General features: G+C 74.7%; 20 protein-coding genes. 9 read left to right on the top strand and 11 right to left on the bottom strand.

Annotation, left to right across the window (positions count from 1 at the left end):
* Positions 1-78: 78 nt before the first annotated feature.
* From J2S46_RS22285 to J2S46_RS22275, 3 genes are all read right to left on the bottom strand, one after another.
* Complete coding sequence (locus J2S46_RS22285; protein WP_191292590.1) at positions 79-1,110, bottom strand: nucleotidyl transferase AbiEii/AbiGii toxin family protein; 1,032 nt, start codon at positions 1,108-1,110, stop codon at positions 79-81.
* The gene (locus J2S46_RS22280; protein ID WP_229913123.1) at positions 1,107-1,859 is read right to left on the bottom strand and encodes a hypothetical protein; all 753 of its coding nucleotides are present in this window, start codon (positions 1,857-1,859) and stop codon (positions 1,107-1,109) included. Before J2S46_RS22280 ends, J2S46_RS22285 begins: the two co-directional genes overlap by 4 nt.
* A gap of 78 nt (positions 1,860-1,937) precedes the next feature.
* Positions 1,938-2,564 carry a TetR/AcrR family transcriptional regulator gene (locus tag J2S46_RS22275; RefSeq protein WP_191292591.1) on the bottom strand — a complete coding sequence of 209 codons (627 nt, stop codon included), beginning with the start codon at positions 2,562-2,564 and terminating at the stop codon, positions 1,938-1,940.
* Between the two features lie 84 nt (positions 2,565-2,648).
* Between J2S46_RS22275 and J2S46_RS22270 the strand changes: the two genes are divergently transcribed.
* The 4 genes from J2S46_RS22270 (at position 2,649) to J2S46_RS22255 (ending at position 6,323) form a co-directional block, all read left to right on the top strand.
* Positions 2,649-3,341, top strand: coding sequence for an NAD(P)-dependent oxidoreductase (locus J2S46_RS22270; protein ID WP_191292592.1), 693 nt, complete (start codon positions 2,649-2,651; stop codon positions 3,339-3,341).
* A gap of 103 nt (positions 3,342-3,444) precedes the next feature.
* Positions 3,445-4,833: a pectate lyase family protein gene (locus J2S46_RS22265; protein ID WP_191292593.1), complete on the top strand. Its 1,389-nt coding sequence runs from the start codon at positions 3,445-3,447 to the stop codon at positions 4,831-4,833.
* 114 nt (positions 4,834-4,947) lie between these two features.
* Positions 4,948-5,472, top strand: coding sequence for a SigE family RNA polymerase sigma factor (locus J2S46_RS22260; RefSeq protein WP_191292594.1), 525 nt, complete (start codon positions 4,948-4,950; stop codon positions 5,470-5,472).
* Positions 5,472-6,323, top strand: coding sequence for a hypothetical protein (locus J2S46_RS22255; RefSeq protein ID WP_191292595.1), 852 nt, complete (start codon positions 5,472-5,474; stop codon positions 6,321-6,323). Before J2S46_RS22260 ends, J2S46_RS22255 begins: the two co-directional genes overlap by 1 nt.
* 174 nt (positions 6,324-6,497) lie before the next feature.
* Here the strand turns inward: J2S46_RS22255 and J2S46_RS22250 are convergent, their stop codons facing one another.
* Both J2S46_RS22250 and J2S46_RS22245 read right to left on the bottom strand, forming a co-directional pair.
* Positions 6,498-9,365: an AfsR/SARP family transcriptional regulator gene (locus tag J2S46_RS22250; protein ID WP_191292596.1), complete on the bottom strand. Its 2,868-nt coding sequence runs from the start codon at positions 9,363-9,365 to the stop codon at positions 6,498-6,500.
* A gap of 178 nt (positions 9,366-9,543) precedes the next feature.
* A complete protein-coding gene (locus tag J2S46_RS22245) occupies positions 9,544-10,698 on the bottom strand; it encodes an AfsA-related hotdog domain-containing protein (RefSeq protein ID WP_191292597.1) in 1,155 nt (384 codons plus the stop codon).
* Positions 10,699-11,314: 616 nt separating this feature from the next.
* On the opposite strand from J2S46_RS22245, the gene J2S46_RS22240 reads away from it, so the two are divergent.
* A complete protein-coding gene (locus J2S46_RS22240) occupies positions 11,315-12,601 on the top strand; it encodes an IS701 family transposase (RefSeq protein ID WP_191292598.1) in 1,287 nt (428 codons plus the stop codon).
* Between the two features lie 221 nt (positions 12,602-12,822).
* Here the strand turns inward: J2S46_RS22240 and J2S46_RS22235 are convergent, their stop codons facing one another.
* Positions 12,823-14,736 carry a helix-turn-helix domain-containing protein gene (locus J2S46_RS22235; RefSeq protein ID WP_268255724.1) on the bottom strand — a complete coding sequence of 638 codons (1,914 nt, stop codon included), beginning with the start codon at positions 14,734-14,736 and terminating at the stop codon, positions 12,823-12,825.
* Positions 14,737-15,143: 407 nt separating this feature from the next.
* Here J2S46_RS22235 and J2S46_RS22230 point away from each other — a divergent pair, with 407 nt between their 5' ends.
* Entirely contained in the window at positions 15,144-15,851 is a 708-nt protein-coding gene (locus J2S46_RS22230; protein WP_191292599.1) for a methyltransferase domain-containing protein, read from the top strand.
* 139 nt (positions 15,852-15,990) lie between these two features.
* A complete protein-coding gene (pabB, locus tag J2S46_RS22225; protein ID WP_191292600.1) occupies positions 15,991-18,183 on the top strand; it encodes an aminodeoxychorismate synthase component I in 2,193 nt (730 codons plus the stop codon).
* Between the two features lie 83 nt (positions 18,184-18,266).
* Here the strand turns inward: pabB and J2S46_RS22220 are convergent, their stop codons facing one another.
* Positions 18,267-19,424, bottom strand: a complete 1,158-nt coding sequence (locus J2S46_RS22220) for a transaldolase family protein (RefSeq protein WP_191292601.1) — start codon at positions 19,422-19,424, stop codon at positions 18,267-18,269.
* Between the two features lie 365 nt (positions 19,425-19,789).
* Here J2S46_RS22220 and J2S46_RS22215 point away from each other — a divergent pair, with 365 nt between their 5' ends.
* Positions 19,790-20,536 (top strand): response regulator transcription factor, encoded by a 747-nt coding sequence (locus tag J2S46_RS22215; protein ID WP_191292602.1) that lies wholly within the window; start codon positions 19,790-19,792, stop codon positions 20,534-20,536.
* Positions 20,537-20,626: 90 nt separating this feature from the next.
* Here the strand turns inward: J2S46_RS22215 and J2S46_RS22210 are convergent, their stop codons facing one another.
* Genes J2S46_RS22210 through J2S46_RS22195 form a run of 4 tightly spaced genes read right to left on the bottom strand, consistent with a single transcriptional unit; the run spans position 20,627 to position 24,537 of the window.
* A complete protein-coding gene (locus tag J2S46_RS22210) occupies positions 20,627-21,226 on the bottom strand; it encodes a TetR/AcrR family transcriptional regulator (RefSeq protein WP_191292603.1) in 600 nt (199 codons plus the stop codon).
* Positions 21,223-21,561, bottom strand: a complete 339-nt coding sequence (gene fdxA / locus J2S46_RS22205) for a ferredoxin (protein ID WP_191292604.1) — start codon at positions 21,559-21,561, stop codon at positions 21,223-21,225. The genes J2S46_RS22210 and fdxA overlap by 4 nt, the downstream gene beginning before the upstream one ends.
* Positions 21,558-22,643 carry a 2-oxoacid:ferredoxin oxidoreductase subunit beta gene (locus J2S46_RS22200; protein WP_307350913.1) on the bottom strand — a complete coding sequence of 362 codons (1,086 nt, stop codon included), beginning with the start codon at positions 22,641-22,643 and terminating at the stop codon, positions 21,558-21,560. Before J2S46_RS22200 ends, fdxA begins: the two co-directional genes overlap by 4 nt.
* Complete coding sequence (locus J2S46_RS22195) at positions 22,636-24,537, bottom strand: 2-oxoacid:acceptor oxidoreductase subunit alpha (protein WP_307350911.1); 1,902 nt, start codon at positions 24,535-24,537, stop codon at positions 22,636-22,638. The genes J2S46_RS22200 and J2S46_RS22195 overlap by 8 nt, the downstream gene beginning before the upstream one ends.
* A gap of 263 nt (positions 24,538-24,800) precedes the next feature.
* Between J2S46_RS22195 and J2S46_RS22190 the strand changes: the two genes are divergently transcribed.
* Positions 24,801-25,856 carry an alpha/beta fold hydrolase gene (locus tag J2S46_RS22190; RefSeq protein ID WP_370882223.1) on the top strand — a complete coding sequence of 352 codons (1,056 nt, stop codon included), beginning with the start codon at positions 24,801-24,803 and terminating at the stop codon, positions 25,854-25,856.
* Positions 25,857-25,873: the final 17 nt, after the last annotated feature.

Raw genomic sequence — 25,873 nt, 5'->3', positions numbered from 1 at the left:
GCTCGGGGCGGGCCGGCAGCGATCGGGCCGCAGGGCGCCGGAGCCCCGGCGGCGGTGCTGCGCCCAGGGCTCCAGCCATCAGCGGCCGAGTCCCGGCCCGTCGGCGGCCGCCCCCTCGCGGAAGGTCGGGGCGAGCGCGGCCGCGAGGCGGCGCACCTGGTCGGCCTCGCCACCCGCGAGGTGCGGGTACTCCGCCTCGAAGTGGTTCCACTCGACCGTTTCCGCCAGGCCGGTCAGGGTCTCCGGCCGCACCCGGCCCAGCGGCTCTCCGGGGAGGCCGTCGACGAAGGTGTCCCGCAGAACCTGGTGGCGCAGCTCGCAGTGCTCGGCCAGCAGCACCGCGTCGTAGAGGTCCTTGCCCTGGGGATGCGCGTCGCAGACCAGCCACATGATCTTCCAGGCCAGTGAGAGCTCGGCGGTCGCCGCGTTCAACAGGGCTTCGCCGGGGCCGCCGGAGAGTCTCGGGAGCAGGACCGGCTCGGGTTCCACCGGCAGCCGCTCGTCGAAGACGAAGTCGAGCTGGACCACGCCGCCGGGCAGTCCGTCCGCGGTCCAGGGCAGGACCAGCCGGCGGCCGGGCACCCGGTCGTACGTCCAGATGTCCTCGCTGACGGCGGCGGAGGCGTCGAAGCCCACGGTGCCGGGGTCATGCCCGGCGGCCCGCACGGTCGCGCGGGCGATGCCGTCCAGCATGGCCGTGGTCCGCTCCTCCTCGATCCTCCAGGTCCGCGGGACGACCACGAAGTCGAGGTCGCCCGGCTCGCGCGCGGCATCGCCGAACCAGGCCCTGAGCAGCACGCTGCCTCGCAGGACGAGATGGTCGACCCACCCGGACTCCGCGATCGCCTCCAGCACCAGGTCCATCGCCAGCCGCCGGGCCGCCACCCAGCGCACCCCCACGGCCGGGTCGGCGAACCGCGGGTCGGCCGCGCGGTAGGCGTTCGGATGCTGCTTCAGGGCCGGGTCGAAGACCGGACGCTGGACCACCCCGGCCCCGGGGACCGGGCGGAGCGTGAGCGGCACGCCGAGGCGGGCGCGCTGCGCCTCCTCCAGGGGGTCCCGGGGCACCTCGGTGCTGCGCCGGTCGAACGAACCCCAGCCGCCGGTCATGACCGTTCCTCCTCCCGGCCGACGACGGACGCGTCGTCGAGCCAGCCGTCGTCGACCGTGATGTCGCTGTCGGACACCACGAACTCCCGCTCCACCGAGACGATCTCGAAGCCCGCGCCGGACACCGCGTCGACCAGCCGGGCCAGCCGCTCGCCGGCCGTGGCCAGGCCGACGCCGTGGCAGCGCTGGGTGACGAAGCGCTCCTGCCGGCCGGCCCGGTCGGTCCGCCGGGCGTTCCAGGAGACGTGCGCGGCGTGGGGGCCGGACACCCCGGCCAGGTCCTCACGGCCGGTGCCGGGGCCGAGCAGCACCTTGAGGTGGTGCTCGAAGTAGAAGGCGGGGCCGAGCCGTGCGGCCGCCGCGTCGGTGGCCGGCACCCCGCTGGTCCACGGGGTCGCCTCGATCTTCACCCGGATCGGCTCGAAGCCCGCGTCCCGCAGTTCCGCCGCCGTGGCCCGGGCGGTCCGCCGCTGTTCCCGGAGGGTGCCGGGGCCGCCCAGGGTGAGCATCGGCTGCGAGGTGGTCCGGCCTCGGGCGAGGACGATGTGAGTGAGCTTCACGCCCCGGTCCACCGCCCACCGGTCGAGCCGCTGCAGCTCCCGGCCTTCGCAGCGGACGGTGACGTGGATCTCGAACTCGCCGGTGAAGAGCGCCTCGGTGCGGTCGGTGGCGTCGAGGCGGGCGTCGAGGCGGGCGTCGGGCGGGGCGGCGGTGGCCGGGCGCCCGGCGGTGGGGGTGGACGGCGGCATGGGTGGATGATCTCAGGGGCTCCCGGCCGCCGGACCGGCCGGTTGGCCCGGAAGCGGCTGGAGCCCGCACCACGGAGGTCAGCGGCGGCCCGCCGGGGCGGGCCGGGCGGCCGGCCGCAGGCCGTGGCGGGGGTGGGTGCGGGGGCGGGGGCGCAGGGCGGCGTGGAGGGTCGGGGCGAGGATCCGGCGGACGTCGGCGGAGGACAGTCGAGCCAGGGTGGGGAGCGGATTGAGGTAGCGGGTGAAGATCAGGCCGCCGATCACCGTGACGGCGGCGGTGGCCCGGTCGGTGGCGTCGGGGCCGCCGAGATATTCAGCGATCCGGGCCAGCACCTCCTGGTCCAGGTACTCCCGGAAGACCCGCATCACGTCCTCGTTCTGGACGGCGAGCCGGTTGAACCCGGTGTCGTCCCAGAGGTCGGTGACGGCCCGCAGGAGGCGCTCCGGCAGGCCGTCCGGGTCGCCCGCCAGGGCCGGGGCCAGGGCCAGCGACCGGGCGCACTGGACCTGCGTGACCACGCCGAACAGGCCCTGCTTGGACCCGAAGTGGTAGCTGATCAGCGCCGAGTCGACACCCGCCTCGGCGGCGATCGCCCGGACGGTGGTACCGCGGTAGCCGTGCCGCAGGAACAGCTCCCGGGCGGCCTCGGTGATCAGGTCCTTGGTGGGCGGGTTGCCGCGCGGGCGGCCTCGTAATTTATTCATCACGGTGGAATATCACGCCACCGGGCGGCAGTGTCAAGGCGTCCACAGGCCCCGGAGCGTCCGGGGCGGGAGAGGAGTGAACCCATGCGCATCGTCGTCCTCGGCGCCACCGGTCCCACCGGCCGCGAACTCGTCGAGCAGGCCCTGGCCGCCGGCCACCAGGTCACCGCGGTGGCGCGCCGGGCCGCGGCGCTGCCGCCCCGGGCCGGACTCACCACCGTCGCCGCGGACGTCACCGCCCCGGGCGCGCTCGACGCGGCGGTCGAGGGCGGCGACGCCGTGGTCTCCGCGCTGGGGGTGCCGCCGGGCCGGCGGCCGGTCGACGTCTACTCGGTCGGGATCCGCAACGCCGCCGAGGCGATGGCGCGGCACGGGGTGAAGCGGCTGGTGGCGGTCGGCTCCAGCGTCACCGATCCGGCCTGGCGGCCGAGCGGCGCCTTCTTCTTCAACCACGTGCTGGATCCGTACGTGAACCGGGTGATCGCCCGGACCGCCCACGAGGACATGCGCCGGATGGAGGCGGTGCTGGAGGCCGGTGAGCTGGACTGGACGGTCGCCCGACCGTCCGGTCTCTTCGACCACCCGGTGGTGACGGACTTCCAGGTCGCCGAGAACAGCGGTGACGGGGTGTTCACCGCGCGGGCCGACCTCGCCGCGGCGATGCTGCGGGAGCTGGCCGAGGGCCGGTTCGTCCGGAAGGCGATGGGCGTGGTGACGACCGAGGTCCGGCCGAGCATCCCCCGGCTGATCTGGCGGGAGGCCACCCGCAAGAAGTAGCGGCGGACCGGGCCCGGAAAAAACCGGGCCCCCGCGGCAACCTTTCCCGTGGCGGCGGCAACTGAGGACCGGACAGGGCCCCTCACCGTTAGGAACACCTCACGTGTCTGCTCCTTCGCACCGCCGCTCCCCCGCCGCCCGGCGGCTCGCCCTGGTGGGCGCCGCCGTCCTGGCCGCCGCCGGCCTGGGCGCGGTACCGCTGGTCATGAGCGCCCAGGCGGCCGTCGCCGACCTCGGCCACGCGGCGCTGCCCGCCAAGGACGGCTGGGCCGCCGCCGGCTCCGGCACCACCGGCGGCTCCGCCGCCGACGCGGCGCACGTCTTCACGGTCACCGACCGGGCCGGGCTGGTGAAGGCTCTGAAGGCCGGCAAGGCCGGCGCGCCGCGGATCATCCAGGTCAAGGGCGTCATCGACGCCAACACCGACGACTCCGGCAAGCCCCTGGACTGCGCGGACTACGCCTCCGGCACCGGCTACTCGCTCGCCGGCTACCTGAAGGCCTACGACCCGGCGACCTGGGGCCGCTCCAAGCTGCCGTCCGGCGCGCAGGAGGACGCCAGGGCGGCCGCCCAGGCCCGGCAGGCGGCCCGGGTGGTGCTGCCGGTGCCGTCCCGCACCACCATCGTGGGGGTGCCCGGGACGGGGGCGACGATCACCGGCGGCAGCCTCCAGCTGAAGGACGCGGACAACGTCATCGTCCGCAACCTGTCCTTCACCGACACCCGGGACTGCTTCCCGCAGTGGGACCCCACCGACGGCTCCTCGGGCAACTGGAACTCGGCCTACGACTCGGTGACCCTGCGCGGCGCCACCCATGTGTGGGCCGACCACAACACCTTCGGCGACGGCCCGCACTACGACCGGTCGAACCCGGCCTACTTCGGGCGCGAGTACCAGGTGCACGACGGCGCGCTCGACATCACCAAGGCCTCGGACCTGGTGACGGTGGAGTACAACCGCTTCACCAACCACGACAAGACCATGCTCATCGGCAGCAGCGACAACGACACCAGGCTGCGGGTGACCCTGCACCACAACGTGTTCCAGGGCATCGTCCAGCGGGCGCCGCTGGCCCGGGTCGGGCAGGTCCACCTGTACAACAACTACTACGAGACGGCGCAGCTGAACGGCTACGGCGCGAGCTACAGCATCAACTCGCGGGCCGGCGCGCAGGTGGTGGCGCAGGGCAACTACTGGGCCCTGTCGGCGGACCGGAAGGTCTCGCAGTTGCTCAGCGGGGACGGCACCGGCGCGGTCGCGGGCAGCGGGAACCTGGTCGACGGGAAGGTCACCGACCTGGTGGCCGCGTACAACGCCGCCAACTCGAAGAAGATCAGGACGACCGTGAACTGGACCCCGACGCTGACCGCCGGCTACCGCGCCGACGCCTCCGGTCTGCCCGGGGAGCTGGCCAGGACCGCGGGCGCGGGCGTGCTCACCGCTGCCGGCACCGTCGCGCCCCGCCCGGCGACCGGGGCCGTCACCGGCTGACGGCCGGGCGCCGCGGGGGCGGGCGGGCCCCCGCGGCGCCCGTCCACCGATTGGTAAGCTGCCGCCCCGCTCCCGCCGGGAAGGGGCGCATCACACGGAGAGGTCACCCACGGCATGGCCGTCGACGACGCATCCGCGGAGTTCCACGACTTCTTCGAGCGCCACTACGCCGAACTCGCCCGCCTCGCGCACCTGCTGACCGGTGAGGCGGACGCCGCCGACGACCTCGCGGCGGACGCGCTGGTCGCCCTCTGGCACCGCTGGGACCGGGTGCGGCGGGCCGGCAGTCCGGTCGCGTACGCCCGGGGCGTGGTCGCCAACATGGCCCGCGGCCGGATCCGCAGCGCCGTGCGCGAGCGCCGCCGGGTCACCCTGTTCTGGGACCGGCGCGCCGAGCACGCCGACGGACCCGACGTGGCGGCCGTGGTGGACGTCCGGGAGGCGCTGCGCCGGCTGCCGTTCCGCAAGCGGACCTGCGTGGTGCTGCGGCACGCCTTCGACCTCTCGGAGAAGGACACCGCCCTGGCCCTGGGGATATCGGTCGGTACGGTGAAGAGCCAGACCTCCAAGGGCCTGGCCGAGCTGGAACGGATGCTCGGCGGGCGCGCCGCCGACGTGCTGGTGGGGAGGAGGAACTGATGGACGAGGACCTGCGCGCGCTGCTGCGCGAGGCGGCGGCCGCGCACCGGCCGGACCGGGCCCGGATGCTGGCCCGGGTGGAGCGCGGCACCGCCCGCGAGGCCCGTCCGGGGCGGGCCCGGGCGCGAACCGGCGCCGCCTCCTGGCCGAGGGTCTGGGTCACCGCCCTGGCCACCGCCGCGACCCTGGTGGCGGGCGGGTTCGCGGTCGCCTCCGTCGTCCGGGAGCAGGCCCCCCGGCCGGCCGGGGTCACCGGCCCGACGGCGCCGAGCCCCTCGCCGAGCCCCTCGCCGCCGCGGTCCGTCGCCCCGCCGTCCCCGGTCGCCACGGCGCCGGCCGTGCCGGACCCCGCGCGGTCCGCGGCCGCCTCGCGCCCCGCGGCCACCGGGTCACCGTCCACGCCGGCCGGCCCGACCGCACCGGCCTCGGCCGCGGCCCCGCCCGCCGGCTCGCACACCGAGGACGGCCCGCTCTGGTCGGACGGCTCGGTCGACCCGGCCGGCACCACGGCCTGGGCGCAGAGCAACGTCACGCTGAAGGCCCGCAAGCCGCTGACCTCGCTGACGGTGGAGCTCCGGATCGCCCGGACCGCCGGTGTCCAGGACGCCGGGAGCCGGCTGAGCCTGCCCGCCGAGGACTTCACCGTGAGCGTGCGGGTGGAGGGCGATGTCCTCGTCTACCGCTGGACCCTCCGGGCGGGCCGGACCGTCCCGGTCGGCCAGCACCTCTTCGCCGGACGGTACGACCACGCGCCGGGCGGCCGGGACGCCAAGGACGACACCTACCGGGCCGATGCCCGGACGGCCGACGCGGGCGTTTCGGTGTGGGGCGACTTCGCCCGCACGCACTGAGGCGGGGCCGGTGGGCCGGACCGGTGAGCCGGGGTCTGCGCCGCCCGGCCCGGGGGTGCCGCCGATCGCCGGCCGGGGGTGCGGCCGATCGCCGGCCGGGGGTGCGGCCGATCGCCGGCCGGGGGTGCGGCCGATCGCCGGCCGCCGGCCGCCGCTCGGGCGGCCGGCGTCCGGTCAGCCGGCGCGCATCGCGTCGGCGCTGGTCGCCCCGGCGTACGGGAGCCCCGGGTAGGTCACCCCGGCGTGCGGGACGCCCACCAGCCAGACGCCCGGGCGGACCTCCAGGGCCTCCAACCGGCGGCCGGTGGCCCAGTCCACCACGTGTTCCTGTATCCGGTCGATGCTCCGGCTGCCGAACTGCGACCAGCGCTTGTCGCCGAGCCGCTGGGCCGCCTCGACGAAGTCGCCGAAGCGGTGCAGCGCCTCCTCGGTGCGGCCTGCGAGCAGGCTCACCAGGGCCAGGCCGCGCAGCACGTCGGCCTGGCCGCGGGCGTGCCCGGGACCGTCGGCCGTGAAGAGCTCGGCGGCCTGCGCGTACAGCTTGCCGGCCAGGCCGGACTCGCCGCTGCTCAGTGCCACGTCGGCCAGTCCGACCAGGCAGCGGGCCTGGCCGGCCAGGTCACCGGCGGCGGCGAACAGGGCGCGGGCGGACTCGTAGCGGTCGGCCGCCGGCCGGGTCCGGCGCTGCTGCCAGGCCAGGTCGCCCAGCGAGTGGAGCACCGCCGCCCGCTCGGCCGGGCGCTCGGCCAGCCGGGTGGCGTCCAGGGCCAGTTCATGGGTGGCGGCCCAGTCGCCCCACAGTGAGCCGGCCTCGAACCAGCCGGTCAGGGCGTCGGCCAGCTCCCAGGTGAGCTGCCAGAGCCCGGCGCCGTGCGCCTGGCGGACGGCGTCGACCAGCCCGGCCGCCTCGTCCTGGAACCAGCGGGCGGGGGTGTCCCCGACCACGGCGGCCGGCTCGGACCCGCCGCCCGCACCGACGGCGGCAGCCCGCGCGGCGGCGGCAGCGGCAGCGGTGGTTCGGGTCTCGGCGAAGCGGCCCTCGACGGCACCGGCCTCGGCCGCACCGGACCAGGCGGCGGACCAGGCAGTACCGGCCTCGGCCGGACGGCCCGGGGCGAGCAGCGCGTCGGCGTACCGGGCGTACCTCAGACAGGCGGTGCCGAGCCGCTCGGTGGCCGACTCGACCTCGCCCGGCAGCTCGTCCGCGAGCAGTTCCAGCGCCAGCTTCCGCAGCAGGCGGTGGAAGCTGTAGCGGTACGCCTGGCCCGAGGCGGCCCGCCGGACCCCGAGCAGCTGGGACTCCACCAGTCGTTCCACCACCTGCTCGGCCTCGGCCGCCGGCAGACCCAGCAGCGCCGCGGCGCTCCACAGCGGGAAGTCCGGGACGGGGGCCAGCGACAGCAGCCGGAAGGCCCGCCGTTCCGCCGGGCCGACCTCGCGGTAGCCGGCCAGCAGGCTGGCCCGGACGTCGAGGTCGCCCGCCACGAAGCGGCTCAGGCCGGCGCTCTCGTCCGCCAGCCGGGCCGCCCAGGCGGCGGCCGTCCAGTGCGGCCGGGCGGCCAGGCCGGTGCCCGCCACCCGTACGGCGAGCGGCAGGTGACCGCAGAGCCGGGCGATCTCCTGGGCGGCGGCCGGGTCGTCGGCCAGCCGGGGCCCGACGATCGACGCCAGCAGCTTCTGCGCCTCGTTGGGGCGCAGCACGTCCAGGGTGAGGTGGCGGGCGCCGTCCAGGCCGGCCAGCGTGCGCCGGCTGGTGACCAGGGTGAAGGCGTCGGGCAGGGCTGCCAGTAGCGGCCTGACCTGCTCCTCCGAGGAGGCGTCGTCCAGGATGACCAGCAGCCTGCGGCCCTGGACGGCGCGGTGCAGCCGCTCGGCCAGCTCCTCCTGGTCGCCGTCGGGGGCGGCGGCCTCCTCCGCGCCGGCGGGCGGCGCCTGGTCGGCGGGCCGCCCCTCGCCGCCCGGGCCGAGCCTGCGCAGCAGGCCGGCCATCGCCTGGCCGGCGTCCATCGCCAGGTCGCGCGGGCCTCGTAGGTGGAGCAGCACCTGGCCGGCGGGGAAGCGGTCGGCGTTGCGCCGGGCCAGCTCCACCGCGAGGGCGCTCTTGCCGACGCCGGCCCGGCCGCTGACCACCAGGACGGGCTGCGGGGCGGGGCCGGTGCCCTCGGGGAGCAGTTTGCCGGCCACCGTGAGGACGTCCTCGCGGCCGGTGAAGTCGGCGGTGGCGGGCGGCAGCCAGAGTGCCGGAGCGGGCTCCTGCCCGGCCTGGGCGACGGGCTCCTGCCAGGCCAGCGTCGGGTCGGAGCGCAGGATCCGGTCATGCAGCTTGCGCAGCCCCGCGCCGGGCTCCACGCCGAGTTCCTCCACCAGCGAGCGCCGGGCCCGGGCGAAGGCGCGCAGCGCGTCGGACTGCCGGTCGGCCCGGAACAGCGCCACCATCAGGTGCGCGTGCAGGGTCTCCCGGTAGGGGTGCCGGCTGACCAGCTCCATCAGCTCGCCGGTGAGTTCGTGGTGCCGGCCGAGGCGCAGGTCGGCGGCGATCCGCTGCTCCAGCGTGACGGTGCGCAGCTCCTCCAGGCGGACCCCGGTGGTGGCGAGCACCGGGCCGTGCGGGACCCCGGACAGGGCCACGCCCGTCCACAGGTCCAGGCTCTCGCGGAGCAGACCGGAGGCGGCGGCGAAGTTGCCGCGCTCGTAGGCCTCCTTGCCGCTGCGGCGCAGGAACTCGAAGCGGCTGAGGTCGAGTTCGTCCTCGCCGACGTGCAGCCGGTAGCCGGGCGGCACGGTGTGCAGGCGGCGGCCGGCGGCGAAGGCGTCGCCGGGGCCGTCGGCGTCGGCCAGCGCCTTGCGGAGCTGGGAGACGTACACCTGGAGGGTGGTGGCGGCGGTCCTGGGCGGGTCGATGTCCCAGAGTTCGTCGATCAGGCTCTCGGTGGACACCACCTCGTTCGCCCGGACCAGCAGGGCCGCGAGCAGCACCCGGACCTTCGCCGCGGTCGGGGTACGGGGGGTCATGCTGACCGGCCCCAGGATCCGGAACCTCATCTCGTTCTCCCCCGGGGCGTGACGGTCGCAACGGTCGTGGTGGTCGTGACAGCCGTGACAGCCGTGACGGCCGGGGCGGCCGGGGCGGCCGGCGGCGCCGGGGTGAACCGGTGCCGCCGGCCGGGGGCGTACGGGGCCGGGCCGTGCGGGGCCGGGCTGCGGAGCGGTCGGCGTGCCATCAGCAGTCCTGCAGGACGGTCGTCTCGACCGAGCCGACCTGGCGGGAGCCCTGGAAGAGGACCAGCGTCACCGGCAGCGCGGGCCGGCCGTCGGCGGCCCGCCCCAGCGGCCCGGCCAGCGCCCGGCACCAGAGCGGCAGGTCGGGCTCGGCGAAACCCTGGAAGCGCGCACTCCAGCGGCTCAGCACGCAGCCTGCCACGGTGAAGCCGTGCAGTTCGCCGGCCAGCAGGAAGGCCGTCTGCCGGGAGGCCTCGACCAGGACGACCGCCGGCACGTGGTCGGCCGCCGCCTCGGCGAAGACCGGGTTGGCCGGGTCGGCGAGCACCTGCACCAGCAGTTCGCCGGCGGCGTTCTGGGCCGGCGTGCCGAGGACGAGGTTCAGCGGGTCGGTACGGCCCACCGCCTTCGGCTCCGGCCGCAGCGGCCAGGGCTCGGCGCCCTCGACCTCGACGGGTCTGGAGCGGCTGGCGGCGCGGCCCCGCTCCCGGTGGTTCTGGTAGACCTTCGGCATCAGGAAGACCAGCCGCGCCCGGGCCGTGCCGCAGCGCACCCCCTCGAAGCTGAGCGCGCTCTCGCACTCCAGCCCACGCGGCACGCCGTTGACCACGTCGGCCGGACGCAGCGTGATGTCCATGGTCAGGTGGGCCGGCCCGGCACCGCGGCGCCACGGCTCCAGCTCGGTGAGCTCGACCTCGGTGGAGGCGAACACCGCGGGCCGCTCCTGCGGCACCCGGAAGTACCGGTGGGCGACGAACAGCGCGGTGCGGCGCAGCGCCTCGGCCGGGGAGTGCAGGTCGTGGAAGGCGTCGGCCCCGTCGTTGAACAGCGGGTGCCGTTCGGGCAGCACGGCGGAGACCGCGAACTCCTGCGTCACCGGCGCGGCGGTGCCGAGCACCACCCCCTCCGGGGTGTTCGGCCGGTGCACCAGGTGGTGGACGAAGCCGGCGGCGGCCGGAGCGGCCGGGGCGAACCTCGGGGGCGCGGCCGGCGGGGCCGCCACCACCATCGGGGCCTGCGCCGGCGCGCCGGACACCAGGGCGGAGATCGAAGGGGCGATCGAGGCGGACATCGCTGCGGACGTGGGCCGTGGCCCCGCCCCCGGCCTGGTGCGGACGGCCTGGGCGAGGGTGAGACCGGGTACTTGCTCTGGCACGGAGAACTCCGCTCGTCGGCGTTCTGGGCAGTCTCGGGCAGCGATGCGGTCCTTCCTGGGCCTGCGGCCGGGGCGTCCCGGCGCCGGCGGCCCGGCGGGCCTGGGTGACGGGTCCGTCCGGCCCTCGCGGAGCGGGTCGGGCGACGGTCCGTGGTGACGGCTCCGGCGGCGGCTCCTCCTGGCGGGTGAGGTCGGCTGCCTGACGCCTCCCCCGTCCTGGCCCAGGCTAGGAACCCGGCCGGCGTGGCCGTTAGGACCGCCGGTACTCGGATCCACCGGCCGGGCGGTACCGGCGGTACCCGCCCGTCGGCCGGCCCGCCGGGCGGCTCGCGCCCACGAGCGAGCGGTCGGCCGGATGTACGGGGGAGTGTGGTCCGGCCACCACCCCCGCGCGGGCCCGGGCGGCCCGCCGGCGGCCTCCGCGGGCCGATGGTTGCCCTGCCAGCACCGGGGGACCCCGAGTGTGTGACGGCCGCACCTGTGCGCGGGCCCGCTCCCCGGGGATGGTGGACTGACCACCCTTCGGGCTCCCGCGGTCCCCCGGGTGGGCTCCACCCACCGGTGCCCGAGCACCGCGGCGGAGCACCGCGAAGCCGACCGGAGAGCAGGGGATCCGATGAGCACAGGTCTGGCACCCGGCAGCCTTCCGCTGCTCGCCGGGGACCTCGACAAGGCGGTGGGCACGCTGTGCTCGACCGTGCTGGCCTCGATGCAGCGCAGCGACCAGCGGGCCAAGGGCGAGCGCTACGTCCGCGGCCTGCTGATGACCGAGGGACGCAAGTCGATGCGCAACATCGCCCTGCACCTCGGCGCCGACGCGGCCGGGCAGAGCATGCACCACTTCATCAGCTGCTCCACCTGGGACTGGCGGCCCGTCCGGGAGGCCCTCGCCCGGCACCTGGAGACGGTGCTCGGCCCGCAGGCCTGGGTGCTGCGCCCGATGACGGTCCCCAAGGCCGGCGAGCACACGGTGGGGGTCGAGCGCCGGGTCGACCCCGATTCCGGACGGGTCGTCAACAGCCAGCGGGCGTACGGCCTCTGGTCGGTCTCGGCACGCGGCAGCAGCCCGGTGAACTGGGGCCTGCACCTGCCGGCCGGCTGGCTGGCCGACCGGGCCAGGCGCAGCCGCGCGAAGATTCCCGAGCGCTGGGGGGAGAGCAGCCCCGGCGAGTGCGCCGGGCGGGCCGTGGTGGAGGCCGCCCGGGGCTGGGGGCTGCCCAGGCGCCCGGTGGTGCTGGACCTGGACGGCCCGGAGTCGGCGGCGGCGGTGGCCGCCTGCCAGGCCGCCGGAATCCCCTTCCTGGCCCGGATCGACGACTCCCTGCTGCTGCCGGCCGGCCCGGCCGGGAGCACGGGACGGCGCGAGGCCCGCGCCCAGCAGGTGCTCACCGCGGCCTCGGCCGGCACCGCACGGGTCCCCGTCCAGTGGTGGGACCCGGTCCTCGGCCGGGCCAGGAACAGCCTGGCGGTGACCGTACGGCTCGCGGAGCGGGCCGAGCGGGCGGGCCAGCGGCCCGGCGGGGCCCCGGCGGGCCGGCCGGGCACCGCGGCGGCGGCCCGGCCGTTGCCGCTGCGGCCGGGCGGTGGCGAGCCGGGCCCGGCCGGCCGGACCGGCGGCCGGGGCGCGCTCACACTGCTGGGCGAATGGAGCGACGGCATGCCCTGGCCCGCCGAGTACTGGCTGACCGACCTGAACGGCCCGCCCGCCGCGCTGCTGCGGCTGGCGAAGCTGGCCCGCCGGGTCGAGCGGGACTTCGAGGACGTCGGCGAGCCCGCCGGGCTGCGGGAGTTCGAGGGCCGGTCCTTCGAGGGGTGGCACCGCCACACCACGCTGGCCTCGGTCGCGCACGCGGCCAGGATCCTGACGGCCGCCGGCGCGCCGGCGCTGGTGCGGTCGGCCTGACCAGGGCTCCCGGACGGTCGGCCCGGGTGGAAGGCCCGGCGGACCGTCCGGGCGGTCGGCGGCGGTCGGCGGCGGAAGGCGGCGGTCGGTGGCGGTCGGTGGCGGTCGGTGGCGGACAGGGGAACGGTGGAGGAACGAGGGGGAGGCGTGGTGCTGCGAGCGGTGCCGGCCCGCGGTCGCTCGGCCGAAGGCCGACCGTCGGACGCTCAGGCGGCGGACGGTCAGTCGGCGGACGGCTGGAGCGCGTCCCGGGTGCGCTGCAGCCGCAGGGCGAGCTGGATCTCCAGCGCCTGGGCGGGCTTCTGCCAGTCCGGGCCGAGCAGTTCGGTGATCCGCTCCAGCCGGCGCGAGACCGTGTTGGGGTGCACGTGAAGGGCCTCGGCCGCGTAGGTGGGGCTGGAGCCCGCCGCGAAGTAGGCCTCCAGGGTGCGGACCAGGGTGCTGAGCCGGCGGGTGTCGTAGTCGAGCACCGGGCCGATGGTGTTGTCGATGAAGCTGGTGGCACTGTGACTGTCGCCCAACAGCACGCCGATGAAGCCGAGTTCGCTGAGCGAGGCGCTGCCGCCGTCGCTCCCGAGCGCGGACAGCGCGCTGAGGCAGCGCTGCGCCTCGTGGTAGATCGGCGCGATCTCCTCGATCCCGGACACCGGGCCGGCCGCGCCGGCCGTGACCTGGTGGCCGAGGATGGGCGACAGCTCGCCGGAGACCGCGCGGGCCGCCGCACTCGCGTCCACGCCGGGCAGCAGCAGCGCGATGCAGCCGCTGCGGATGCTCTTCAGTCCGCTCATCCGCAGGGCGTAGGACGAGGCCCAGACCACCGCGCGGCCCGACGGACCGCCCTCCAGCCGGGCCACCACCACCACGTGCGGACTGCTCAGGTCCAGGCCCAGCCGCCGTGCCCGCTCCCGCAGTTGGGCGACCGGGCGCTGCGGTTCGGCGAGCAGGTCGTCGAAGAACTCGTCGCGCATCAGGCTCTCGGTGGCGGCCGTGGTGCGGTGCATCAGCACCAGCAGGGCCACCGACTTGGCGGTGAGGGCGAGCAGGCGCACCCCGCTCTCGCCGAGCGGGCGCTCCGGGCGGGCCAGCAGGTGGCCGAAGTCCTGGTTGTGGGCGGTCACGGCGGCGACCCAGGTGCCGTCCGGCAGGCAGACCGGCTCCCGGGAGGCGTACGAGTCGAGGGCCGCGCCGACGGCGGCGGCCTCGTCCACGCCCGGGATCTCCCCGCTGAAGGCGAGGATCCGGCTGCTGCCGTCGCGGACGGCGACCGCGCCGCCGAGCGCCTCGGCGGCCATCGTGGTGAGCGCTTGCAGGTCGCCGCCGTCGAGCAGCAGGTCGACCATCCGGGAGTGGCTGTCGTGGGCCCTGCGCAGCGCGCCGAGTTCGCTCTTCGCCCGGGAGGAGTACTGCTCCAGGCTGATGATCTCGGCCAGTGCCTGGCCGGTCAGCTGGGTGCGTTCGATGGCGACCGCGGCGAGGTCGGCCAGCGAGGTCATCAGGGCGACCTCGGCCGGCGTGAAGTGCCGGATGCCCCGGTCGGCGACGTAGAGGACGCCGAAGGCGGAGTCCCCGTAACGCAGCGGAACGGCCAGGATGGCGCGCAGGCCCTCGGCCCGGACCACCTCGTCGATCGGTCCGACGTGCCGGATGCGGTCGTCGGCGAGATAGTCGGCGGTCCAGAAGGGCGCGCCGCCGGATCTGACGTCGCCGCCGAGGCCGGCCGCCCCGGGCACCCGGAAACCCACCGTGAGCGCGGTCGCGTGACCGTCGGCGGCACGGATGTAGGAGTCCTCGGAATCCGAATCATGGAAACTGATGTACGCCATGTCGAGATTGAGCAGAAGGCGGGCTCTTCGCGAGATTACCTTCAGAAGGGCGTCCAGCTCGAACGGGGAGGACAGATCGCGTGCGGTATCGACAAGCGCCGAAAGCTCGGCCTCGCGCTGGCCCTGTCTACCGAGAAGTCCGTGAATTCTCAGTGTCAGGTACTTGACCTGGGTGAGCTTTTCGACCGAGTCGGGGGACAACCCCTGGCGCCTTGCCTCATGGAGCAGATCATCAAAGGCACTGGGTGGGGACTCCGCGGCAAGGAGCTGAAGAGCCGCGAGCGCGCCCGCCTCGACAGAGTCGATACGCAAGTCCCCCCGGACCCTTCTCTGAGATCTTGGTACCGCCGTCCGTAGAGTCGGACTGTATGGGTCTCGCCACTCCGCGTCAAGCACCGGAACCCCCGCCAATTCCCCTGCGGGTCCTGCTGTCTGACCTTTGAACCAGCATTCGGCAACGCCCGGGCGACGGGAACCCAACGGTAGGCAATGCCTTCCGCAATCCGGAATGGAAAACGGACCGCCGATGTCCGGACCGTTACGGGAGCGTTTAGCCCCGAGGTGGGCGAGCCGCTCTGATGACAGGGTGTGATCCGGTCACCACCCGATTGAGGGGTTGTGTGACGGCATCACCTTCTCCCACGCATGCCGGGTTGTGAACACTTGGCGCTCACCGAGGGAGGCCGGCCAGGCCGATCATCGAGACCGGGGGAGCCCACATGCCCGAGATCCAGAGCTACATGAGATCCCTTCGCCGCAGCCACGAGGCCAGGACCCGGGCGGACCGGCCGTCCAGCTTCACCCTGCGCGGCCGCGAATGGGACCTGCTCGACGACGTGTTCGCACCGATCTACTCGCCCAGCACCGGGGTGGCCCTGGACTTCCTGGGCTGGTCGGAGCCGGTCGAGGTGCCGCGTTCCGGCTCGTTCCTGGAGGTGGGCTGCGGCACCGGGGTGATCGCGGTGACCGCCGCCCTCGCCGGCTGCGACCGGGTGGTCGCCACCGACATCAACCCGCAGGCCGCGGCGAACGCCCGGCTCAACGCCAGCCGGCACGGGGTGGCGGAGCGGTTCCGCGCCGTCCAGGGCGACCTGTTCGAGGCCGTCCCCGCCGAGGAGCGCTTCGACCTGGTCTTCTGGAGCTCCAACTACGTTCTCGCGCCCAGCGGTTACCAGTACCGCAGCATGCACGAGCGGGCCTACGTCGACACCGGGTACGCCGCGCACCGCAGGTTCCTCGACCAGGCGACCGGCTGGCTGGCCCCCGGCGGCGCCGCGCTGCTGCACTTCAGCTCCCGCGGGGACCTGGCCGAGCTGCGCCGGGCCGCCGACGAGACCGGCCGTGACCTGCGGGAACTGCGCCGGGTCGTGGTCCAGGAGGGCCAGGACGAGGTCGACCACATGCTGCTGCAGGTCCTCGCCGCCTGAGACCCCGCGCGGCACCCGGGCACCTCCCGGTCCGGCCGGCGGCCCGCCCGCCGGACCGGTGGGCGGCATGCCCCGACGCTGCCGCCGACTGCGGCCCTGTGCTTCAACTCCCCTTCCCCGCCAAGTCTGTGAGGCTGCGGTGCGCATTCTTCTGGTCGACAACTACGATTCCTTCACCTACAACCTGTTCCACTACCTGGCGGAGGCCGGCGCCGAACCGGTCGTCGTCCGCAACGACGAACCCGGCTGGACCGAGGGACCGTTAGCGGCCAGGCTGGCCGGTTTCGACGGTGTGGTGCTCTCCCCCGGCCCCGGTACGCCGGCCCGCGCGGCCGACTTCGGCATCTGCCGCCGGCTCGTCCGGGAGTGCGAACTGCCGATCCTGGGAATCTGCCTCGGCCACCAGGGAATCGGCTGGGAGTTCGGCGCCACGGTCGGCCGCGCCCCGGAGCCCCGGCACGGCCGGACCTCGGCCGTCCGGCACGACGGCACCGGGCTCTTCGCCGGACTGCCGTCCCCGCTGGAGGTGGTGCGCTACCACTCGCTCGCCGTCACCGACCTCCCGGAGGAGATCGAGGCCACCGCCTGGAGCACCGACGGCGTGCTGATGGGCCTGCGCCACCGCGACCGCCCGCTCTGGGGCGTGCAGTTCCACCCCGAATCGGTCTCCACCAGCCACGGCCACCGGTTGCTGGCGAACTTCCTCCGGCTGGCGGCCGAGCACCGCCCGTCCCGGGAGGCGGCCGGGACCGCCCCGGCACCCGCGCCCGTCGAAGCCGGCCGCGGCACGCCCGGTGTGGCGGCGGCACCGTCCGGGCCCGTCCGCCGGCTGCGGGTGTTGGCCGAGACCCTGCCGACCCGGTGGGACGACGAGCTGGTCTTCGACCACCTGTTCCGCGGCGGGAACCACGCGTTCTGGCTCGACAGCAGTGCCCGGGACACCGCACGCGGCCGCTTCTCGATCCTCGGCGACGCCTGCGGCCCGCTCGCCCGGGTGGCCAGGGCCGACGCCTGGAACGACACCGTCACCGTCGAACAGGGTGGCCGCGCCACCACCGTGGCCGGCGAGTTCCTGCCCTGGCTCGACGAGGACCTGCGCTCCTGCCGGACCGAACTGCCGGAACTTCCTTTCGACTTCGCGCTCGGCTGGGTCGGCTACCTCGGCTACGAGCTGAAGTCGCAGACCGGCGGCGACCGGGTGCACCGCGCCGAGGAGGACGACGCCGTCCTGGTCTTCGCCGACCGGGCGGTCGTCCTCGACCACGCCACCGCGACCAGCCACCTGCTCGCCCTGGTCGAGGACGGCGACGGCGGCGCCTCGGAGGCCGCCGCCCGGCAGTGGCTGGCCGACGCCGCCCGGCAGCTGGACACCCTGGCCGGCCGCACCGCCGAGGACCCGCCGGTCGGCCGCGAACCGCAGCTCGACGGACTGCGGCTGCGGCACGACCGGGAGACCTACCTGGACCTGATCGGCGCCTGCCAGCAGGAGATCGCGGCCGGCGAGACGTACGAGGTCTGCCTGACCAACCAGCTGACCGCCAGCGGCACCTTCGACACCTGGCAGGCCTACCGCCGGCTCCGCCGGGCCAGCCCCGCGCCGTTCGCCGCCCTGCTGCAGTTCGGCCGGACGACCGTGCTCAGCACCTCGCCCGAACGGTTCCTGCGGATCGGCCGGGACGGCGTCGCCGAGTCCCGCCCGATCAAGGGCACCAGGCCGCGCGGCGCGACGCCGGCCGAGGACGAGGCGCTGCGGCTGGAGCTCGCCACCAGCGAGAAGGACCGCTCGGAGAACCTGATGATCGTCGATCTGGTCCGCAACGACCTGGGCCGGTGCGCCGAGGTCGGCTCGGTGGAGGCCCGGGAGATCTTCCAGGTGGAGACCTTCGCCCGGGCCCACCAGCTGGTCAGCACCGTGCGGGCCCGGCTGCGCGGCGACGCCAGCGCCGTCGACTGCGTACGGGCGGCGTTCCCCGGCGGCTCGATGACCGGCGCCCCCAAGCGGCGGACGATGCAGCTGATCGACCGGCTGGAGGCCGGCCCCCGCGGCGTCTACTCCGGCGCGGTCGGCTACTTCTCGCTCTCCGGCGCGGCCGACCTGAGCATCGTGATCCGCACCCTGGTCGCCGGACCGGAGCAGGGCCGGGTGCGGTACGGCGTCGGCGGCGCCGTGGTGGCCCTGTCCGACCCGGACGAGGAGTTCGAGGAGACCGCGGTGAAGGCCGCGCCCCTGCTGGGGCTGTGCGCCGAGGGGTTCCCCGGGCGCGTACCGGCCGGCCCTGCCACCGCCGCGCGGCCCGCACTCGCCGCCCGGCCCGCCGGCACCGCCCGCTAGGACGGCCCGGCGCGGCGGCCCGGCAGCGGGGCCGGGGTTCGTCCGGCCCACCGGGACGGACCCGGCCCCCGCGCCCACCGGCCTCACCCCTCCGCGGGCCGCAGCCCGGCGGTGGTCGCCGCCAGCAGCCGCGACCAGGCCCGGGCGAAGTCCGCGGGGTACCGGACGCCCAGCTCGTCGGTCACCTCGGCCAGCGGCACCCCGGCCGCCACCAGGCCCTCCAGGTCACGCTGGGCGCTGACGAACCGGCCCGACAGCATGTCCCCGAAGAGCGGCACCTCCTCCTCCAGGCCGGCCAGCAGGTCGGCCGGGAGGACGTGCACGACCCCCTCCGCCAGCAGCGCGCCGAGGTAGCGGCCGCCCGAGCCGGCCGGCTGTTCCGGCGGGGTGCCGCAGGCCAGCCAGGCGAGCCGGTGCGGCCGGGCTCCCGCGGCGGCCAGCGAACGCCAGCGGGCACGGTCCAGGTGCTCCTCCCGCAGGCGGTAGACCACCCGGGCCAGCGCCGGTCCGGTCCGGCCGCGCAGGGCGGCGGAGTTGGTGCCGGGCAGCGCGGCGAGGCGGGCGTCGACCTCGGTGTCCACCTTCCGTACGGCGAACGAGGTCAGGGCGGCGATCCGGTCCAGCCGGCGGCCGGCCGCCCGGGCCCGCTCCAGCCCGTCGTCGAAGGCGTCCAGCACCCGGCGGTAGCTCTCGACGGTGACCAGCGGAGCGACGTCCACCCCGATCCCGTCCGCCAGGCAGCCGACGATCGCGGCCAGCCCGGCCTCCGTCGCCGGGATCCGCACCAGCAGGTTCGGCCGGTCCACCAGCCACCACAGGGTGCGGGCCTCGGCCAGCAGCACCGCCGGATCCGCCGGGGACCACACCGGCAGGTCGACCGAGACGTACCCGTCCAAGCCGCCGGTCTCCTCGTACACCCGGCCGAGCAGGTCGCACGCCTCCCGTGCGCGGTGCGCGGACAGCCGCCGGACCGCGCCCTGCGGGGTGACCTCAAGACTCGCCAGGTCCCGCAGGAGCGCCCGCTGGGAGGGGGAGCCCACGCTGTCCGTCAGCGCCTCGGGCCCGAGCACCAGGCCGGTGACCCAGCCCCCGGCGACCAGCTCCTCGGCGGACCGGGGGGCCGGCGCCCGGCCCGGACCGCCCGGAGCCGCGCCGCCGGGGCCGGCCGGCGGCCGGACCGAACCGTCCAGCCAGACGGAGGCCCCCTCGGCGGCCAGCTGCTTCCAGGTGGCACCCCTCATCCCGGCTCTCCCCTGCTGCGCATCGGTGGTCACCCGCCCGAACGTACCTGACGGATCCTCAATATCTTTACGCGGCACGCGAGATGTCCAGGTCTCGCGGACCCCGGCGAATCGCCGGGCGCGCACCGGGTGCGCGGCCGCGGCAGCCGTGCCGACACGGACAGTCTGCGCGGGGCCCGGAACGGGCGCAATGATCGTCCTCGTACTTTGTCACCTCCCGGATCGCCGCTGGCCTGGCTGCTCTCCCGCACTTGCGAAACAAGTCCGGCCCGCGTTGACCGGCCGCTCGCCCGGTCCTGACAATCGGCATGTCATCAGGGGGGATCGGGTCGGACCACCGGTCACGGGGAAGGATGGTGAGAGGCATGGAGGAGAACGGGGGCACGTCGGTGCCTTGGGACCCGCAGGAATGGACGGCGCACCCACGGGCTCTCGTCGTCGACCACTGGCCGCTGGCGCGCACCGCGCTCTCGGCCCTGCTGCGGGAGTCGGGCGCGGTCGGCACGGTGACCACGGCGAGGAGCGCCGAGGCCGCCTGGCTGGACCACCGCGAGACCCGCGCCGACATCGTGATCACCGACTGCGACCTGCGCAAGCCGCGGGACGGCCTGCGGCTCGGCCGCCACCTCAAGGACTCCCGGCGGCCGCCGATGGTGCTCGTCTACTCCGAGCACAACGACCCGGACGTCGTCTTCGAATGCCTGGAGGGCGCCGCCGACAGCTTCGTCCACCGCTCCGTCGAACCGGAGACCCTGGTCGAGGCGGTGCGCCGGCTCGCGACCGGCCGGCCGACCTGGATCACCTCGGACCAGAACGCGCTGGACGGCCTCGGCGCCGCCGCGCACCCGGCCTGGCCGGCGGGCGACGCGCAGCCGGGCCGGGACATGCTGACGGAGTCCATGACCGTCCGCGAACGCGAGGTCCTGGAGCTGCTGCTCCGCCGCTACTCCAACGACGAGATCGCCACCCACCTGCACCTGGCCCGGCAGACCGTGAAGAACTACGTGAGCACCGTCATGCAGAAACTGGAGGTCTCCTCCCGCCGCGAACTGCACGGCTGGGCCCGCCGGACCGACCCGTGGCCGCGGATGAGCCAGGTCGGCGCGCGCTGAACCGCACGGAGGGGCCCGGTCCGGGCGGACCGGGCCCCTCTCGTCGTGCCCGGGGCCGCTGTCGCGCTGGACCGGGCCCGGACCGCCGGCTCAGGCCGCCACCCAGGCCCGGCTCCCGGTGAGGAAGGCCTGGCTCGGCCGCAGGCCCCAGGAGAGCAGCGTGGTCAGCCGGGCATGGGTGGCACCGGCGTCCACGGCCGGGCCGAAGCCCCCGGTGGTCTCCAGCGAGGCGAACCCGTGGGCGACCGCCCGCAGGCAGCGGGCCGCGTGCAGCAGTTCCTCGCCGGCCAGGCCGTGCCCGGCCAGGGCGGCGGCGAACACGTCGGGCTCGCCCTCCGCCGGCGCCGCCCGGTCCACGGCCTCCTCGGCCGCGGTGAGCACCGCGTAGCGGTGCGGGTGGCCCAGGGCGTACGCCCGGTACGAACCCAGCAGGGCCGCGACCGCGTCGTCGCCGCCGAGCCCGCGCACCGACCGCCGCAGGACCGCGGTGAGTTCGGCCCGGACCTGGCGCCGGACCAGGGCCCGCAGGTCGGGCAGGCCGCCGGGCACGTGCTTGTAGAGCGAGGGGACGGCCACCCCCGCCCGGCCGGCCACCGCGGTGAGGGTGAGGGCGGCCGGCCCGCCGCCGTCGACGACCAGCAGCGCCGTCGCGACCACGCGGGCCGGGGTGAGCGCCGCCCGCCCGGTCACCGCGCGCCCTCGGCCACCGGCCCACCCGCCGGCAGGGCGGCCACCAGCGGGTGGTCGGCCGCCAGCACGGGGAGCCCGGAGGCCCCGCCGGGCGAGCCCAGCGGGATAAATACCTCCGCGTTGGCCCGGGCGAAGTCGCTCCAGCGGTCCGGCAGTTCGGATTCGAAGTAGATCGCCTCGACCGGGCAGACCGGTTCGCAGGCACCGCAGTCCACGCACTCGTCGGGGTGGATGTACTGGGAGCGCGGGCCCTCGTAGATGCAGTCCACCGGGCACTCGTCGAGACAGGCCTTGTCCTTGACGTCGACGCAGCCTCCGGCGATGACGTAGGTCATGAGTCGCTCCGTTCGGTGGTGGGCCGGTCGGCCATGGTCCAGGTGTCGGTGCCGGCGAGGAGGGTGGCCAGGTCGCCGGGGCCCTGCTCGGCGGTGGCGGTGGCCAGTTGTTCGGCCATCAGCACGTCGTAGACCGGCCGCCGGACGCTGCGCAGGACCCCGACGGGGGTGTGGTGGAGGGTGTCGGCGTCGGCGATGCGGGACAGGGCGAAGGCCGTCGAGGGGCCGGGCGCGTGGGCGTCGTGGACCAGCACGGAGGCCTCGTTGTCCGCCGTCACCGGCGCCACCCGCAGCTCGCCCGAGGCCGGGTCGCGGAAGACGCCCTGGCCCCGGTCGGCGCCGAAGCGCACCGGCTGTCCGTGCTCCAGGCGGATCAGCGCCTCGTCACGGCTGCCCGGCTCCTTCAGGACCTCGAAGGCGCCGTCGTTGAAGATGTTGCAGTTCTGGTAGATCTCCACCAGCGCGGTGCCCTCGTGCTCGGCGGCCGCCCGCAGCACCGAGGTGAGGTGCTGGCGGTCGGAGTCGATGGTGCGGGCCACGAAGGTCGCCTCGGCGCCGATCGCCAGCGACAGCGGGTTGAAGGGCGCGTCCAGCGAGCCCATCGGCGTCGACTTGGTGATCTTCCCGATCTCGCTGGTCGGCGAGTACTGGCCCTTCGTCAGCCCGTAGATCCGGTTGTTGAACAGCAGGATCTTCAGGTTCACGTTGCGCCGCAGCGCGTGGATCAGGTGGTTGCCGCCGATCGACAGGGCGTCGCCGTCACCGGTCACCACCCACACCGACAGGTCCTGACGGGAGGTCGCCAGCCCCGTCGCGATCGCCGGTGCCCGGCCGTGGATCGAATGCATCCCGTAGGTGTTCATGTAGTACGGGAACCGCGAGGAACAGCCGATCCCCGACACGAACACCGTGTTCTCCCGCCGGATCCCGAGCTCCGGCATGAACGCCTGCACCGCCGCCAGGATCGCGTAGTCCCCGCACCCCGGGCACCACCGCACCTCCTGATCCGTCTTGAAGTCCTTGGTGCTCAAGGGGCCTTCGGCGAGCGGGACGAGCTTCAGCGACTGGAAGCGCTCAGACATCGCGGGGTTCTCCGTCCGGGAGGGCGGCCTGAACGGCCTGGGCGAGTTGCTCGGCCTTGAAGGGCATCCCGTTGACCTGCGTGAAGGGCTGTACGTCGACGAGGTACTTGGCGCGGAGCAGGAGGGCGAGCTGGCCGAGGTTCATCTCGGGGACGATCACCCGGTCGTAGCCCTTCAGGACGGCCCCGAGGTTGGCCGGGAAGGGATTGAGGTTGCGCAGGTGCGCCTGCGCCACCCGGCCCCCGTCCGCCCGCACCCGCCGCACCGCCGCCGCGATCGGCCCGTACGTCGAACCCCACCCCAGCACCAGCACCCGCGCATCCCCACCGGGATCGTCCACCACCAACGGCGCCACCTCGATCCCGTCGACCTTCGCCTGCCGGGTACGCACCATCAGATCGTGATTCGCCGGATCGTAGGAAATGCTCCCCGACCCGTCCTGCTTCTCGATCCCACCGATCCGGTGCTCCAACCCCGCCGTCCCCGGCACCGCCCACGGCCGCGCCAACGTCAACGGATCCCGCTTGTACGGCCAGAACACCTCCGACCCGTCCTCCAGCACATGATTGGGCCCCGACGCGAACCCCGGATCGATCACCGGCAACTCCTCCACCACCGGAATCCGCCACGGCTCCGACCCGTTCGCCAGATACCCGTCCGACAACAGGAACACCGGCGTCCGGTACCGCACCGCGATCCGCACCGCCTCCAACGCCGCGTCGAAACACTCCGCCGGCGTCGCCGGCGCCACCACCGGCACCGGCGCCTCACCGTTACGACCGAACATCGCCTGCAACAGATCCGCCTGCTCCGTCTTGGTCGGCAACCCCGTCGACGGACCACCACGCTGAATGTCCACCACCACCAACGGCAACTCCAACGACACCGCCAACCCGATCGCCTCCGACTTCAACGCCACCCCCGGACCCGACGTCGTCGTCACCCCCAACGCCCCACCGAACGACGCCCCCAACGCCGCCCCCACCCCCGCGATCTCGTCCTCCGCCTGAAACGTCCGCACACCGAAACCCTTGTGCCGCGACAACTCATGCAAAATGTCCGACGCCGGCGTGATCGGATACGACCCCAGGAACAACGGCAACCCCGACCGCACCCCCGCCGCCACCAACCCGTACGACAACGCCAGATTCCCCGAAATGTTCCGGTACCGCCCCACCGGCAACGCCGCCGGCGCGATCTCGTACGAAACCGCGAAATCCTCCGTCGTCTCCCCGAAATTCCACCCCGCCCGGAACGCCACCACATTCGCCTCGGCCACCGCAGGACGCTTCGCGAACTTCGACCGCAAAAACGCCTCCGTCCCCTCCGTCGGCCGGTGATACATCCACGACAACAACCCCAGAGCGAACATGTTCTTCGCCCGCTCCGCATCCTTACGCGCCAGACCGCTGTCCCTCAACGCCTCCAACGTCAACGTCGTCAACGGCACCCGATGCAGGTGATACGCCTCCAACGACCCGTCCCCCAACGGATCGACCACCCACCCCACCTTCGCCAACGCCCGCTTCGTGAACTCGTCCGTGTTCACGATCACCTCAGCACCCCGCGGCAGATCCCCCAGATTCGCCTTCAACGCCGCCGGATTCATCGCCACCAACACATCCGGCGCATCACCCGGCGTCAAAATGTCATGATCCGCAAAATGCAACTGAAAACTCGACACACCCGGCAACGTCCCCGCAGGCGCCCGAATCTCCGCCGGAAAATTCGGCAACGTCGACAGATCATTACCGAACGACGCCGTCTCCGACGTGAACCGGTCACCCGTCAGCTGCATCCCGTCACCCGAGTCACCCGCAAAGCGGATGACCACCCGGTCCAGCCGCTTTACCGACTTCGCGGGCGCAACGGCCCCTACCGCCTCTGTCGTCATGCTCGAAGACCCGCTCTCCGCTCGGCACTTCCGGTCGTCACGTCCCGGTCGCGTGCTTCTTCCGACCCAAGCACGGAGTAAACAGCCGTACCCCTGTCGGCCACTTGTGCGGCACTGAGCGCGCGCTAAAGCCCGGCGCCGCGGCCCCCGGTGCTTTAGGGGGCCGCAAGCCTGCGGCAACACCCTGGGCCGGCGGCGCCCGGCAACCCAGCCGACCGGCCGGCCGCAGGAGGCTCCGACCGGGGGCCAGGAACGGAGGCGACGTGGCAACCAGGATCACGGCCGGCACGACGACGGCCACCCGCACGGGGCCGGGGACGGGCCAGGCCGCCCGGCTGCGCTACCGCACCATCCACGGCTACCGGCGGGCGTTCCGGATGGCGGGCAAGGGGCCGGCCGTCCTGCTGATCCACGGCATCGGCGACTCCTCCGAGACCTGGAACGACATCGTCCCGGGCCTCGCCCAGCGCTACCGGGTGATCGTGCCGGACCTGCTCGGCCACGGCGCCTCGGACAAGCCGCGCGCGGACTACTCGGTCGGCGGCTACGCCAACGGGATGCGCGACCTGCTGTCGGTGCTCGGCGTCGAGCGGGTCACCCTGGTCGGGCACTCGCTCGGCGGCGGGGTCGCGATGCAGTTCGCGTACCAGTTCCCGGAGCGGACCGAGCGGCTGGTGCTGGTGAGCAGCGGCGGGGTCGGCCGGCAGGTCACCCCGGTGCTCCGGGCCGCCTCCCTGCCGGGCGCCGAACTGGCCCTGGCGGCGCTGAGGCTGCCCACCATGCGGTGGCAACTCGGGGCCTTCGTGAAGGTCATGCAGACGCTGGACACCGGGCTCGGCCTGGACGCCCCCGACCTGCTGCGGGTGGTGGACGCGCTGCCCGACGCACAGGCCCGCAGCGCCTTCATCCGCACCCTGCGGGCGGTGGTCGACTGGCGCGGCCAGGTCGGGACGCTGATGGACCGCTGCTACCTCGCCCAGGGCATGCCGAGCATGCTCGTCTGGGGCGAGCGGGACCAGGTGGTGCCGGCCATACACGGCGGGATGGCGCACGTCTCGATGCCCGGCAGCCGGCTCGAACTCTTCGAGAACGCCGGGCACTTCCCGTTCCGCACCGACCCGCAGCGGTTCGTGTCGGTGCTGCACGACTTCATCGCCTCCACCGAGCCGGCGCACTTCAGCGCGGAGGAATGGCGCCAGATGCTGCGCACCCGCCGCCCGCACGCCCGGGTGACCGGCGCGCGCCCGGCCCCGACTCCGGCCCCGACACCGGCCCCGGTCGGCGGTACCCGGCTGCCGGCGCCCCCGGCCGCCGCCTGAACCACCGGCCGCCGGCC

The sequence above is a fragment of the Kitasatospora herbaricolor genome (genome assembly GCF_030813695.1).
Classification (GTDB): domain Bacteria; phylum Actinomycetota; class Actinomycetes; order Streptomycetales; family Streptomycetaceae; genus Kitasatospora; species Kitasatospora herbaricolor.
The sequence above is the reverse complement of the archived record's forward strand: the minus strand, read 5'-3'. Positions and strand labels throughout refer to the sequence as shown.

What these genes read in the sequence shown, in the direction of transcription:
- J2S46_RS22250 (WP_191292596.1), bottom strand. Translation starts at nt 9,365, where the DNA reads ATGAGGTTCCGGATCCTGGGGCCGGTCAGCATGACCCCCCGTACCCCG.
- J2S46_RS22230 (WP_191292599.1), top strand. Translation starts at nt 15,144, where the DNA reads ATGCCCGAGATCCAGAGCTACATGAGATCCCTTCGCCGCAGCCACGAG.
- J2S46_RS22200 (WP_307350913.1), bottom strand. Translation starts at nt 22,643, where the DNA reads ATGTCTGAGCGCTTCCAGTCGCTGAAGCTCGTCCCGCTCGCCGAAGGC.
- J2S46_RS22195 (WP_307350911.1), bottom strand. Translation starts at nt 24,537, where the DNA reads ATGACGACAGAGGCGGTAGGGGCCGTTGCGCCCGCGAAGTCGGTAAAG.
- J2S46_RS22215 (WP_191292602.1), top strand. Translation starts at nt 19,790, where the DNA reads ATGGAGGAGAACGGGGGCACGTCGGTGCCTTGGGACCCGCAGGAATGG.
- J2S46_RS22280 (WP_229913123.1), bottom strand. Translation starts at nt 1,859, where the DNA reads ATGCCGCCGTCCACCCCCACCGCCGGGCGCCCGGCCACCGCCGCCCCG.
- J2S46_RS22270 (WP_191292592.1), top strand. Translation starts at nt 2,649, where the DNA reads ATGCGCATCGTCGTCCTCGGCGCCACCGGTCCCACCGGCCGCGAACTC.
- J2S46_RS22260 (WP_191292594.1), top strand. Translation starts at nt 4,948, where the DNA reads ATGGCCGTCGACGACGCATCCGCGGAGTTCCACGACTTCTTCGAGCGC.
- J2S46_RS22275 (WP_191292591.1), bottom strand. Translation starts at nt 2,564, where the DNA reads ATGAATAAATTACGAGGCCGCCCGCGCGGCAACCCGCCCACCAAGGAC.
- J2S46_RS22285 (WP_191292590.1), bottom strand. Translation starts at nt 1,110, where the DNA reads ATGACCGGCGGCTGGGGTTCGTTCGACCGGCGCAGCACCGAGGTGCCC.
- J2S46_RS22255 (WP_191292595.1), top strand. Translation starts at nt 5,472, where the DNA reads ATGGACGAGGACCTGCGCGCGCTGCTGCGCGAGGCGGCGGCCGCGCAC.
- fdxA (WP_191292604.1), bottom strand. Translation starts at nt 21,561, where the DNA reads ATGACCTACGTCATCGCCGGAGGCTGCGTCGACGTCAAGGACAAGGCC.
- J2S46_RS22240 (WP_191292598.1), top strand. Translation starts at nt 11,315, where the DNA reads ATGAGCACAGGTCTGGCACCCGGCAGCCTTCCGCTGCTCGCCGGGGAC.
- J2S46_RS22220 (WP_191292601.1), bottom strand. Translation starts at nt 19,424, where the DNA reads ATGAGGGGTGCCACCTGGAAGCAGCTGGCCGCCGAGGGGGCCTCCGTC.